Raw genomic sequence first — 13776 nt, forward strand, 5'->3', positions numbered from 1 at the left:
AAGGCAATTCCCCTAACCAGCCGAGCGCGAAGATCAACTCATCATCAACACCTTCATGATGACTGTCTTACCAAAAACCTTGCTGTTACTTGGCAGCGGAGAACTCGGCAAAGAAATAACAATCGCCGCTCAACGGTTGGGCTGCCATGTCATCGCCTGTGATCGATACTCCGGGGCCCCGGCCATGCAAGTAGCAGACCAAGCAGAGGTTCTGGACATGAACAATTCAGAAGCCCTCACAGCCATCATCAGGCATCACCAACCGGATGTAGTCATCCCAGAGATCGAAGCATTGGCAGTCAATGCACTAGCAGAGCTTGAAAACGAAGGAATCACAGTGATCCCTACGGCCCGAGCCACAGCCATAACGATGAATCGCGATCGAATCAGAGATCTCGCCAGCGCTGAATTGGCTCTACTGACCCCAAAATTTGCTTATGCCGGCAGTGCCGAAGAACTCAAACATGCAGCTGAGCCCCTGGGCTGGCCAGTGGTGGTCAAACCAGTCATGAGCTCCTCCGGCAAAGGCCAAAGTGTGGTTAGCAATCCTGAAGGCCTACGGCAAGCCTGGCAAGCCGCTATGGCAGGGTCCCGGGGTAACTCACCGCGAGTCATCGTGGAAGAGTTCCTTCACTTTGATCTCGAAATTACCTTGCTCACAATTCGCCAAGAGGATGGCTCCACCCTCTTCTGCGAACCAATCGGCCATGAACAAATTGGAGGAGATTATCAATGCAGCTGGCAACCAGCAGAACTCTCTACTGAACAACTCAAGCAAGCCCAATCAATGGCTCTGACTATTACCAAAAATCTTGGTGGTGTGGGATTGTTCGGGGTGGAGTTCTTTCTTTGTGGCAATGAAGTGATTTTCTCGGAACTATCACCAAGACCACATGACACCGGACTTGTCACCCTTATCAGCCAAAACCTTAGTGAATTCGAACTACACCTGCGCGCAGTGCTGAACTTACCTATTCCTACTATTCAAACTGCAGATGCAGCAGCAAGCAGGGTAATCCTGGCAAAAGACAATCTCTCATCCATTTCCTACAAAGGAGTGGAGAAAGCCCTCTCAGAAATTGACACCCAGATATTGCTGTTCGGCAAACCCAATGCTCGACCAGGGCGTCGCATGGGGGTTGCTTTAGCAAAAGGCAAGTCTATGGAAGCAGTTCGCTCTAAAGCTGATCGAGCCGCCGCATCCATCCAGGTAATAAAAGGGTAAGGGTGTCAGTTAAGACTTTAAGAAAAATCGATAGTGATTTAAGCCATCTAAAAGTCCAAACAAATGCGGGTTGTTAGCAAAAAACACTCGTTGCTGATGTCGCAAACCCTCCAGACAAGGATCATGCTCTGCAAGGACTACTGAAGCAGTCAATCCCCTTACCAATTCAGCATCACCTTGTTGACTGGCAACAACCAAAATCTGCTCAAGAGGTAATCCCCAACGAAGAGAGAGATAGCGAATGGCTTCGCTTCGGGAAGCTCGCAAAGGCACCACATCCAAAAACCAATGACAACGCAAATGAGGACGTGCCGCCTGACTCCTTTGCCTTAAACGCTGACGGACGAGTGGCAAAATCGCCTCACCATGCTCTTTCAATAGATAACTCACCTTGTGAGGACCCTGCTCCTGATCGTCCTGAAGCGTCAAATGGTCCTTGAGATCAGCTAAAGCAGACACCACTGCCTGTCGCCGCCAATCAACGTCGATATGGGCCTGCCAAAAGCGATCCGACTGATCCTCCAATCCGTAATGGATTTCAGTACCCGCGCGACTAATCCAAACCCGAGGAGAAGGAAGATTCAGCTCTGCATAACGCTTTTTTGCAGCCTGCACAGAACGACCCGTCAATACTCCCAGACCATGCGCATCGCCAGAGCCAATGGATTCCAATCCCTCCCGCAGCGAAGCCAAACCCTCTGCCTCGGGTTCTTCGAGAGAACTATCAAGATCAAGCAACAACAAACTCTGCCCCAGTGGACTGCCCAGACACTCTTTATCTGTGGCCCAGATTCGTGGCTGAGACAATTCAAGACGTTGCTTCATCAATGCCAAGTAATGGCAAACATGAGCATCCCAACTGAAATGCCGACTGACCGCCACAATCCCGTTATCACTCCAAAGACGCCACTGATCTGCGTCTGAACCAGCCTGCTCCATTACATCCTGAAGTGCCTCCAGATCAGTAACGTCAACCAACAAGCCGTTGTCACAACGAGCAAGGATGTCGCGTGGACCACCGTCATCAGTCGCCACCATCGGCAAACCACAGGCCGCCGCTTCAAGCAAAGTGAGCCCAAAGGGCTCGGTAAGCGCTGGATTCACAAACAAACCACGATGCAAGGCTGCCCATCGGTAAATCGCTGGGATCTGATCACGACGGTGCTGTTTGGGATAAGCCACCCGGCCATAGAGGTCGTAACGATCCACGAGATCAAAAACCTGCTGGAACACCTCCCGCTGTTGCTTCTCCAACTGACGAGGATCATCCCGACAGCCGAGTACAAGCACAAGATTATGCCGTTGACGCAACACAGGCGAGCGGCCGTAAGCCTCCACCAAAAAAGGAATATTCTTACGACGCACAGCTCTGGAAATAGCCAAAAGAGGAGGTAAAGAAGGTTTCCTCAAAAAGGGCGCGAGCAATCCATCAACAACATCCGTTTCACTAGAAGATTGGAGTGGATGGAAGCGAATGGAATCAACGCCGGGAGGCACCACCTCCGCTTGCTCCGGAACAAAACGCCCATAGCGAGCGTATTGATGATCAATTTCCTGGCGAGTACTCGTAATCACCAAACTACAATGAGCAAGAGTGAACTCTTCAGCATCAATACGTTGACCAATGGCATATGTTTGCTCGATCTGTTCATGGTCTCCACCAACTCCCAACAGACGCCGCAACTTTTCCCTACCCAAGGAATGACCTGTAAACACCAAGGGAACACCCAGCCTGCGACTCACAAGGGCTCCCACATAGCCTGCATCGGCGTAATGAGCATGAATCCAATCAGGAAGATGTTCTTGCTGCTGGAGATGGCTAACGGTCTGATCCGCTAAATCATCCAAATAGGGCCAAAACAACTCCTTGCGCAAATATCGTCTTGGTCCAAAAGGCAGCCTGATGATCTTGGCCCCAGGAGCAATATCCTCAATGGGATTGGCATAGTCAGTAGAAACACGACGATCATGAATTAAGCGGGTAACCACCTCAACCTGCTCAATTTCCGAACGCGCTGCCAGGCCCCTGACAAGCTCGAGCACATAAAGAGCCTGGCCTCCTGTATCAGCATCGCGACCCAATTCCAAGTCGTGAGATCGAAACAGTCCATGAAGATGCAGATGAAGCAATCTCAAACCCATCTGATGCCTCCAAGGCGATCAACGAAACCATCCAGATGCGGATGGCCATCAAGAAATAATCAAGGAACTTCCATCCTCATAAGCCTAAAGAAAGGATGAGAACCAAACCTCCCAGCTCACTAGAAACGACAACAATATATTCCCTCTATGTGTTTTCTCTTTTAAAAAGAAAAATCCTAGAACGAATCGTTGAGAAATACAAACCTCAAAAACAGAATAATGAAGCCTCTTGCTCGCAACAAGCCAGGCCAAAAAGCCTCAGCGATACAGGTTCAGAGCCGCATCAGTCACATCCACTAAAGGATGCACAGCATCACCCCAACCGCCGCCACTAAAGGTGACAACACCAGGATTTGCAAGCTGTTCATTAATCCAAGCAAGAATGAGGGGCGCCAAAGTGGCCGGCTGAAGCTGATTTGCAGGTGCCATCAAGTTGAAGTGACCACCATCTTGGGCAAGCACCAAGCGATGGCCAAACTCCAAAGCACCACTATCACGCATGGGCACCAGAGCCTCAGGCACCGGAGGCACGACCCAATCACGAGTGCCACTAACCAACAAAACCTTGGCTGTCAAAACCGAAGTTCTACTTGGATCAAATAGAAGACGTAACGGCGGACTCACCGCCACAACAGCCTTGACCCGTGAGTCTTCAACAGAAGACTCATTCATTTTGGAAAGCCAACTGCACTGCAGTATCCAGCTGATATTGCGCTCAGGGTCATCCTGGTTATGACAACGAGCAGCGAGCTTCACATCCGTTGAGCGTGCTCCAGCCAATTGAATCGCCGTAGTCGCCCCCCATGAATGACCAACAACAGCGACCTCATCTGTATTGAGGGAAAGTCTTGACAACAAACCACCTGACTCCACAGCAGAAAGCATCGCAGTCACATCCATCGCACGAAGACGCAACTCTTGAGGTCCCGGCGGAGGTTGATCACCCGCCAACATCGCCTTCTGCTGATCAGCATCACTGCCCTGATGCTCCGGGAGCAACACCGTATAACCGTTAGCAGAAAGATATTCAGCCCAACCCTGAAGATCTCTCGGAGACTCCCAAAGCCCATGTGAAATGACCACCAAGCGACCATTTGCACGAGACTTCGGTTGTATCACCACCACCCGTATCGGTTTCGAGCGATGGGAAGCCTGAACATCAACTTGCTGACTTAACCACAACCCGGTAAGCGGCATGCGTAATCCAGTTTTAATCTGAACAGGAGCCTCTTTCTCCACAAGCAGATTTGCTGCTAGCTGATTACGTTGAAGCCGTGAGACATAGCTGGCCAATTTCGACAAGTTGATGGATGCAGCTTGACCAGGGATTTGTCGCAACAAACCAAGCACAGTTGGCTGACCACTCTTGGAAGCACGCGAAAGCGCCTCAAGCAACATCCTTCCACTGGTGTCTTGGGGCAACCCCTCAACTTGAACCAACTTGGTTACTACGATCAAAGCCTGCTCCAAAAGAGGCTGCCCGACAGACTTCTCAATCACCTTCTCAATCTGCGCTGGCAGGGGAGCGTTAAAGACCTGATTGAGAAGTCGCACAAAAGCACCATCCGTAGCCCGATCCAACTCCACAAAATCGGGATTGGCATCAATTAGATCGCCTGCGCTCTGAGCAGCGCCAAGCTCAAAATCAATCTGACTTTCCAGTACAGGCAGATCAAACACCAAGCGTTCAAGTGCAGGAGCAGAGCTTGGAAAAAGTCCAAGCCCCGCTCCAAAACTGATTGCAAACAGCCAAAGACGGGAACGAAAAAACATCATCAAGCTGCAACAGACACAGTCTCAGGAGGATGCTTCGCTAACACCTTCTTGAGATAATGGCCCGTATGGCTAGTGGGATGGGATGCAACCTGTTCTGGAGTCCCCGTGACCAGAAGATCGCCACCACAATCTCCTCCTTCAGGGCCAAGATCAATAATCCAATCAGAACAACGAATTACATCCAAGTTGTGTTCTATCACGATAATTGAATTGCCTTTATCAACAAGACGCTGCATAACATCCATCAACTTATGCACGTCGTAAAAACTGAGGCCAGTGGTTGGTTCATCAATCAAATAAAGGGTTTTGCCAGTAGCGCGCTTTGAGAGCTCGGTAGCAAGCTTCACACGTTGAGCTTCACCACCTGAAAGCGTGGGCGCAGGCTGACCTAACTTCACATATCCCAGTCCCACATCAACCAACGTGCGCAATCGATCAGCCGCCTGGGGAATAGCAGAAAAAACCTCTGCAGCCTGCTCAACCGTCATCTGCAAAACATCTGCAATGGTGTGGCCCTTGTAAGTGACCTGTAAGGTCTCCCGATTAAATCGAGCACCTTTGCAGACATCGCACTGAACATAAACATCTGGCAAAAAGTTCATTTCAATCACATTCACCCCTTGACCACGACAAGCCTCACAGCGACCACCTTTCACATTGAAACTAAACTGACCAACTTGATAACCACGAGCCTTTGCCTCAACGGAAGCAGCAAATACCTGACGAATCGGATCAAACGCACCGGTGTAGGTGGCTGGATTAGAGCGCGGTGTACGGCCGATTGGAGACTGGTCAATCACGATCACCTTGTCGATCGCATTGACACCTCGCAACTCGCCCAAGCCTTGAGGGAAAGGCACCTTCAAACCCAAACTGTGATCTAAGGCAGGATGAAGTAACTCATTCACCAAAGTGCTCTTACCACTACCACTGACTCCTGTGACCGCAACAAGGCGCCCTAAAGGAAAATCTACGGTGAGATTTTTAAGATTATTGCGATCACAATCAATCAAACGAAGCCTGCGACTGCTTCCTTCTCTCCTCTGTCTAGGTGTAGGAATAGAGCGGCGGCCACTGAGATATGCACCTGTCAAAGATTCTTCAGCCATCAACAGATGATCCAAAGATCCTTCAACAACAATATGACCCCCATGCACCCCTGCCCCTGGACCAATATCGACAAGATGGTCAGCGGCACGAATGGTGTCCTCATCGTGTTCTACCACCAATAAAGTGTTACCCAGATCCCTTAAACGTCTGAGCGTGGCTAACAGACGATCATTGTCCCGCTGATGCAAACCAATGCTTGGTTCATCAAGCACATAAAGCACACCCGTAAGACCAGCACCGATCTGTGTCGCCAAACGAATCCTCTGAGCCTCACCGCCAGATAAGGTCATCGCGGGTCGATCCAAACTGAGATATTCGAGCCCAACATCAAGAAGAAAGCGAAGACGCATATGAATCTCACGCAAGACCAAATCACCGATCTGGATCTGACGTGAATTGAGCAAAGGCTCAGATCCATTAGCTGCTCCAACGCCCATCAGCTTTTCGATGCGTTCAAGAGTCAGCGCCACGCTGATAGAAGTGAGTTCAGTAATCCGATAAGGACCCACCTTCACCGCCAGGGCTTCGGGTCGGAGCCGCTGACCGCCACAGGCTTCACAAGGAACCAGCTCGAGGTACTTCTCCAACTTCTGGCGCTGGGCTTCTCCGCTGGCATCACGGAGCTGCCGCTCAAGGATTGGAAGAATGCCCTCAAACGGGCGGGTGTACCCCCCTTTGCCCTTGCGATACCGGCTATCGGCCTGAATCAGAATCGGTTCGCGGCTTCCATTGAGCAACACATCCCACTGTTCGTCCGTGAGCTCATTCCATGGGGTCTTGATCTCAAAGCCAAAGGCTTCACCCACTGAATAGAGCAGAGAGAAGTAATAGCTGTTGTCTTTTTCCGCCCAGGGAGCAACAGCGGCGTACACCGGCTGGGATGGATCCGGAATCACCCGGTCCACGGTGAATTTGCGCAGATGGCCAATGCCATGGCAAGCCTCACAGGCGCCATAGGGACTGTTGAAGGAAAACAGCCGTGGCGACAGTTCCTCCATCACAGCGCCGTGCACCGGGCAGGCGAAGTTCTCGGAATAGAGACGCTCCCGCTCAACGCCGTCGGGAAGTTCCTCACCCTTCTTGGGCACCACCTCCACCAACGCCAAACCATCGCCGCGTTTGAGAGCCGTGCGGAGGGAATCGGTCAGCCGTTCCTGGATCCCCTCACGGGCAACAAGACGATCGACCACCACTTCGATGTTGTGGCTGTGGTTCTTGTCCAGCTCAATGTTGTCGGCCAGCTCGCGCACCTCACCGTTGATGCGAACCCGGGCGAAACCCTCTGCTGCCAGGCCACTGATCAGCTTGGTGTGGGTGCCCTTCTTGCCGCGCACCACCGGCGCCAACAACTGATAGCGGGTCCCCTCCGGCAAAAGAAGGATCTGATCGACCATCTCGTCGATGCTCTGCGGCTTAATCGAGCGGCCACATTTGGGGCAGTGGGGTTCGCCAGCGCGACCGAACAACAAACGAAGGTAATCCTGAATCTCCGTGACGGTGCCCACCGTCGACCGCGGGTTGTGACTGGTGGATTTCTGGTCGATCGAGATCGCCGGCGAGAGACCCTCGATCGCATCGACATCGGGCTTGTCCACCTGCCCCAAGAACTGCCTGGCATAGGCCGACAGACTTTCGACATAGCGGCGTTGTCCCTCCGCAAAGATCGTGTCGAAGGCCAGCGAACTCTTGCCGCTGCCACTGACTCCGGTGAACACCACCAGCTTGTTGCGGGGGATGGTGACGTCGACGTTATTGAGGTTGTGCTGCCTGGCACCCCTCACGCGAATCACGTCGTCCTGAGTCGCCAGCGAGCCAGCTGAATCAGCGATCTTGGCAGCAGCTCGCGCCATCAGGACCCGTTGGAAAGCTCAAGAGCTTAGGAAGAACCGAAGCCTTCAAGCTGTGCGCTGGTCCAGCAGGCTCGCTGCATAGGCATCAGCCTGATTACCACCAGCGAGGTCAGCTAGCTCCTGGCGGCGTTCCTGAGTGTCCCGCAGTCGGGACACTCGCGAATGGGTCACGCCGTCCTCCACATGCTTACTTACCCGGAAATGGTGATCGGCCACGGCCGCCACGAGCGGCTGGTGGGTGACGCAAAACACCTGGCGTTGACGCGCCAGGGTCTGAAGAAGATCCGCCATCGCTCCACTAACGCGTCCACTGACGCCGGCATCAATCTCGTCAAACAACAGCGTGCTAGACCCATCCACCGCGGCAAGAGTGGTCTTAAGCGCCAGCAGAAAACGGGACATCTCACCACCGGACGCCACCTCCGTCAACGGTGCCATCGGTTGGCCAGGATTGGCGGAAAACAGGAATTGCACAGCATCCGCACCATGGTCAGCGGGATCACAGGGAGTGAGATCCACCTTGAAACGCATGTTGGCAAGGCCCATAGGGGGCAACAGCTCAAGCAACGACGCCTCCAGAGCCTCCGCTGCATTGGAACGCTCGCGATGCAACGCCGCATTGGCTTGATCACGGCTCTGGCGTCGATCGTTCTCGTCCTGATGCAGGCGGGCGAGATCAGCCGCGAATCCTTCAGCACCCAGACGGTGAAGCAGGTCATCGCGACGCAGAATCAAACCGGCCAGATCAAGGCCATAGCGGCGCTGCAGGCGTTTTAGTACCGACAGGCGGTCTTGGATCCGCTCCAGATGATCTGGATCGCTCTCGAGCGCCAGACCGTATTGATCGAGGGAGCGCAGCAAGGCGTCAATACCGGCCCCGAGATCCAGAGCCTGATCCCGCAGCGGCTCCAGGGAACCATCCAACTGGGCCATGGCCTGCAGCTCCTGGATAGACGCCGAGAAGTGATCCTGCAGAGAGGGCCCCTGATCCGCACCATCGCGGAGACGCCCAAACAACAAGGCCAGACCCTCGAGAAGCCTCACGCCATGAACGAGGCGATCCTGATCCTGCTCCAGCCGCTGCTGCTCGTCTGGATCCTCGAGATCAGCAGCTTGAAGCTGCTCCAACTGCTGCTCCTGTTCAGCCCGCTCCTGTTCGAAACGCTGCTGTTCCTGCTCGAGAGCCATCAGGGCATCTGCAGCAACGCGCCAGTCCGTCCAGGCATCAGCCACCTGTGCCTTGACCTCTGCCAGCGAAGAACCACCGAGACGGTCCAGCCATAACCGTTGCTGCCCCACACGCGACAACAGCTGGATCTGGCCCTGAACAGTGAGATCAATCAGCAGCGGTCTGAGCTCAAGCAACTGCTGACGATTCACCGTGCTGCCGTTCAGCCGGCAGCGACTAGAAAAGCGATCACCCTCCTGCCGTTTCCATTCACGGCTGATCAAGAGCTCCTCTTCAGGGTCAAACTCCGCCCCGATCAACCACTGTTCAAGCGCAGGGCTGAGTTGAAACGCAGCTTCGATCCTGGCTCGATCAGAACCAGCGCGTAGCAAACGAACGCCGCTGGCCCCCTGCGCTCCACCCAGCACCGCATCGAGGGCATCGAGAAGAATCGACTTGCCTGCGCCGGTCTCGCCGGTGAGCACCGTAAAGCCGGAGCTGAACTCCAGTTCAAGACTCTCGATCAGAGCTATGTTCTGCAGCAGCAGACCGGTGAGCACGTCCAGCCCTGTGATGATTCCGACCGTAGCGGCAGCACGGTTCGTTTAGAAGGGGTGAATGATCAAGACCCCACTCAGGATGGAAACAGAACTCGGGGATTTCATCGAGGCGGCAGGCCTACTTGAATACGACCCTGCTGCAATTACCAGAATTTATGCCGGCCATCCACAGCGCCTTTTGCGCCGACTCTGGCAAACACTTCTACCAATTGGTCTCTTCCTGGTTGGCTTAGCAGGGGACAAAGTTTTTGGCTTACTGAACGATGCAAATCGTGCTCGTTCCCGAGCACGAGAATTCGCGGAACTCTTAGTAGAGCTTGGCCCTGCTTTCATTAAGGCTGGACAAGCTCTTTCCAGTCGACCAGACCTAGTACCACCAGTTCTACTGGAAGAACTTTCACAACTACAAGACCAATTACCAGGCTTCGACAGTGTCATGGCTATGGCCTGCATAGAAGAAGACCTTGAAACACCAATCGAAGAGATCTACGAACAACTCGACAAAGAACCCATCTCTGCCGCCTCTCTAGGACAGGTCCACCGAGGCGTACTCAAAGGAGGTCAACAGGTGGCCGTCAAGGTACAACGACCAGGACTTCGGGAACAAATCACCCTTGATCTCTACATCGTACGGAACATTGCCGCATGGCTCAAAAGCAATGTGAGGTTGATACGTAGTGATCTTGTGGCGCTGATTGATGAGCTAGGCCGAAGAGTATTTGAAGAGATGGATTACCTTAATGAAGCTGCCAATGCAGAGCGTTTCCGCACGCTTCACAGCCATAATCAACGCATCGCTGTACCAATAATCTATCGACAAGCTACTAGCCGTAGAGTGCTTACAATGGAATGGATTGATGGAGTAAAACTCACTAATCTAAAGGCAGTGAGAGAGCTAGGAATCGATCCCAATAATATGGTTGAAGTCGGAGTTAACTGCAGCTTGCAACAGTTGTTGGAACACGGGTTTTTCCACGCTGATCCACATCCTGGAAACCTTCTGGCTATGGCCGATGGGCGGCTCTGCTACCTCGATTTCGGAATGATGAGTGAGGTAAGCCGAGAATCACGTACAGGCTTAATTGAAGCAGTAGTACATCTGGTAAACCGTAATTTCAAGAACCTTTCACGAGACTTTGTAAAACTCGGTTTTCTAGCAGAAGATGTCAATCTCGAACCAATTGTACCTGCGTTTGAAAGTGTCTTCAGCCAAGCTCTAGAGATGGGTGTAAGTCGCCTTGATTTCAAAAGCGTAACTGATGACCTATCTGGCGTAATGTACAGGTTCCCTTTCAAGGTACCTCCATACTACGCATTAATTATTCGTTCACTGATAACCCTTGAAGGCATCGCATTAAGCGTAGATTCAGAATTCAAAATTCTTGGTGCCGCTTATCCTTACTTCGCTCGGCGACTCATGGAAGATCCCGACCCTCAATTACGCCAAAGCCTCAAAGAAATGCTTTTTGACGGAGAAATCTTCCGCTGGACTCGACTAGAAAACCTTGTAGCAAGTGCTGCAAGCCAAGCCCAGCTCGACTTGGAAAGCTTAATTGATCAGGTCATCGATTTCCTCTTCTCAATCAACGGTGGTCTCTTGAGAGAACAACTTGTTGAAGCACTAATCAACCGCCTTGACGCCTTTGGCTGGCAAACATTTCAACGTCTGGGTCGTAACCTACCGCGATCCTTGCAACCTCCACTTATAGCCATTGGTTCGGAGTCTGAAAATTCTGACGATGGCTCACTGCTTGATTTAGAACCAATTCGACAACTGATCGTTATCTTGCAAAACCTGCCAGACTTCACTCCTGAACTAGTCCTCAGCCGCCTACCAAGACTGATCCGCGAACCTGATACCCACAAAATGGGTATAAAAGTTGCGCAGGGTCTCGCCGAACGTGGTGTTGTCCGTCTTGTCAAGGTAGCAGCAGGAATTTCACCCTAAATTCTGTGACTAAAGGGTTCACTAATGAATCAATCAAAAAAACATTCTTATCGATCTCTGATGGCTCTCTGCCTAGGTTTGGGATTAAGTCTGTTTTCAACGATGCCGAAAGCAGAAGCAGCCAAAGAAGTGGCCTTAGTGAGTGGTGCCTTCCGCCGCTCAATCTCAGTGTCAGATTTGGAATATCTAGCAAAAACAGGAAAAGCCAGAGGCCTGTTAAAAGATGCCCTGAAATTCGGTCGACAAAACCCAGAAACTGTTTCCAAGCTCCTCAATAAAAAGCTAGAACTTCCTATAGGGCTTACCAGTCGATTAATGACCACCCGCATTGGCAACGTAATCATCAACCGCATATCCAAAATCATCTACCCTCTCAACGTGCCAAACCCTTCAGTAAGCGTTCCGGCATTCAGAGCTGGAGTCATCAATGGCATGCAAATAGGGAAAGGCGGTCTTAATGCCATCCACTTTCTAAAAGCCTATCCGAACGAAACAATGACAATAAACCTACCGGCTCTGTTTGGAATCATGCAAAAAGCTGAGTCAATCGCTGGTCTAGTGAAATTCTTTTCCGATTCGCCACTAGACGGCCTTAAGGGATCTAAGCCTTAAGGCTTAGATTCCAACTAAAAACTGCTCTCTTGCTCTCTATTGGTGTCCCTCAGCCAAAACCTCCCTCAAGCTATCTCCACAACGCCTGTGATGCAGGATTGGCCTGGCCTAATAGAAGCGTATAGATCCTGGTTACCGGTAAGCGAAACCACACCTGTAGTGACCCTCAAAGAAGGAGCGACGCCATTGATCCCTGTCAGCTCCATAGCTGAACAGATTGGCAGGGGAGTCAAGGTCTACGTGAAATACGACGGCCTCAACCCCACAGGGTCCTTTAAGGACAGAGGCATGACTATGGCGATCAGCAAGGCCAAAGAAGCTAATTGTGAAGGAGTCATATGTGCCAGTACAGGCAACACATCTGCTGCTGCTGCTGCATATGCAAAACGCGCTGGTATGCGTGCTTTTGTATTAATTCCAGACGGTTATGTAGCGCAAGGAAAATTAGCTCAAGCTTTAGTTTATGGCGCTGAAGTGCTAGCAATTCGAGGCAATTTTGATCGTGCTCTCGACATTGTTCAAGAAATGGCCTTGAAATACCCAGTAACTCTGGTGAATTCCGTTAACCCCTACCGGCTTCAAGGTCAAAAAACTGCAGCCTTTGAAATTGTTGATGCTCTCGGAGAAGCGCCAGAATGGCTGTGCATCCCAATGGGTAATGCAGGTAACATCACTGCTTATTGGATGGGTTTTCAAGAATACAAACAAGCCGGAAAATGTCAACTTCTACCACAAATGATGGGATTCCAAGCAAGTGGGTCTGCTCCATTAGTTTTCAACAAGACCGTAAACAATCCAAATACAATTGCAACAGCAATTAGAATAGGCAACCCAGTCAACAAAGAAAAGGCCATTGCCGCAAAGTCAAGCAGTAATGGAGCCTTTCTTGATGTTTCAGATGAAAAAATTCTAGAAGCTTACAAATTGCTTGGTCGCGAGGAAGGCATTTTCTGTGAACCTGCAAGTGCTGCTTCTGTAGCAGGATTATTAAAACGTGCGTCTGAAGTCCCTTCAGGGGCAACAGTTGTATGTGTCCTTACTGGCAACGGTTTAAAAGATCCAGATTGTGCCATCAATAACAACGATGCAATATTTCATGCAGATCTAAATCCAGATCTAACCACTGTGGCTCATGTCATGGGTTTTTAAGGAGCAAGCAAACACCAGCATCTCGAATAGACCATCTAAAATCTGACTGTGGAAATCATGCTCGAATTATTATTAAAACTGGGGAAAAGGCCGCAAAACCCAACCATTTAAAAACCTCAGCCTTTTCCCCAATTGATTAAAATGTGGAAAGAGCGCCATCTCTCCACATATCCAACTATCTTTTCCACAAGTCTATAAGCATTAGAGTCCAGTCACCATAAAGGATTTGTACAATT

8 protein-coding genes are annotated in these 13776 nt (G+C 51.3%); 4 read left to right on the forward strand and 4 right to left on the reverse strand.

Going from position 1 to position 13776, the window contains the following annotated elements; translation table 11 throughout:
• Positions 1-58 precede the first annotated feature (58 nt).
• On the forward strand, positions 59-1225 hold the full coding sequence (gene purT, locus AKG35_RS12075) for a formate-dependent phosphoribosylglycinamide formyltransferase (RefSeq protein WP_011131631.1): 1167 nt from the start codon (positions 59-61) through the stop codon (positions 1223-1225).
• 9 nt (positions 1226-1234) lie between these two features.
• Here the strand turns inward: purT and AKG35_RS12080 are convergent, their stop codons facing one another.
• The 4 genes from AKG35_RS12080 to recN form a co-directional block, all read right to left on the reverse strand.
• Positions 1235-3367: an HAD family hydrolase gene (locus AKG35_RS12080; protein ID WP_011131632.1), complete on the reverse strand. Its 2133-nt coding sequence runs from the start codon at positions 3365-3367 to the stop codon at positions 1235-1237.
• 258 nt (positions 3368-3625) lie between these two features.
• A complete protein-coding gene (locus tag AKG35_RS12085) occupies positions 3626-5143 on the reverse strand; it encodes an alpha/beta hydrolase family protein (protein ID WP_011131633.1) in 1518 nt (505 codons plus the stop codon).
• Positions 5143-8103, reverse strand: a complete 2961-nt coding sequence (gene uvrA / locus AKG35_RS12090; RefSeq protein WP_011131634.1) for an excinuclease ABC subunit UvrA — start codon at positions 8101-8103, stop codon at positions 5143-5145. The genes AKG35_RS12085 and uvrA overlap by 1 nt, the downstream gene beginning before the upstream one ends.
• Before the next feature lie 45 nt (positions 8104-8148).
• Complete coding sequence (gene recN / locus AKG35_RS12095) at positions 8149-9831, reverse strand: DNA repair protein RecN (RefSeq protein ID WP_011131635.1); 1683 nt, start codon at positions 9829-9831, stop codon at positions 8149-8151.
• Positions 9832-9889: 58 nt separating this feature from the next.
• Here recN and AKG35_RS12100 point away from each other — a divergent pair, with 58 nt between their 5' ends.
• From AKG35_RS12100 to thrC, 3 genes are all read left to right on the forward strand, one after another.
• Entirely contained in the window at positions 9890-11779 is a 1890-nt protein-coding gene (locus tag AKG35_RS12100; protein ID WP_011131636.1) for an ABC1 kinase family protein, read from the forward strand.
• Between the two features lie 24 nt (positions 11780-11803).
• Entirely contained in the window at positions 11804-12391 is a 588-nt protein-coding gene (locus tag AKG35_RS12105; protein ID WP_011131637.1) for an alpha/beta hydrolase, read from the forward strand.
• 90 nt (positions 12392-12481) lie between these two features.
• On the forward strand, positions 12482-13540 hold the full coding sequence (gene thrC, locus AKG35_RS12110; protein WP_052646208.1) for a threonine synthase: 1059 nt from the start codon (positions 12482-12484) through the stop codon (positions 13538-13540).
• Positions 13541-13776: the final 236 nt, after the last annotated feature.

Source organism: Prochlorococcus marinus str. MIT 9313, assembly GCF_000011485.1.
Lineage (GTDB): Bacteria > Cyanobacteriota > Cyanobacteriia > PCC-6307 > Cyanobiaceae > Prochlorococcus > Prochlorococcus marinus_D.

What these genes read in the sequence shown, in the direction of transcription:
- purT (WP_011131631.1), top strand. Translation starts at nt 59, where the DNA reads ATGACTGTCTTACCAAAAACCTTGCTGTTACTTGGCAGCGGAGAACTC.
- AKG35_RS12100 (WP_011131636.1), top strand. Translation starts at nt 9,890, where the DNA reads ATGATCAAGACCCCACTCAGGATGGAAACAGAACTCGGGGATTTCATC.
- AKG35_RS12105 (WP_011131637.1), top strand. Translation starts at nt 11,804, where the DNA reads ATGAATCAATCAAAAAAACATTCTTATCGATCTCTGATGGCTCTCTGC.
- AKG35_RS12085 (WP_011131633.1), bottom strand. Translation starts at nt 5,143, where the DNA reads ATGATGTTTTTTCGTTCCCGTCTTTGGCTGTTTGCAATCAGTTTTGGA.
- thrC (WP_052646208.1), top strand. Translation starts at nt 12,482, where the DNA reads ATGCAGGATTGGCCTGGCCTAATAGAAGCGTATAGATCCTGGTTACCG.
- uvrA (WP_011131634.1), bottom strand. Translation starts at nt 8,103, where the DNA reads ATGGCGCGAGCTGCTGCCAAGATCGCTGATTCAGCTGGCTCGCTGGCG.
- AKG35_RS12080 (WP_011131632.1), bottom strand. Translation starts at nt 3,367, where the DNA reads ATGGGTTTGAGATTGCTTCATCTGCATCTTCATGGACTGTTTCGATCT.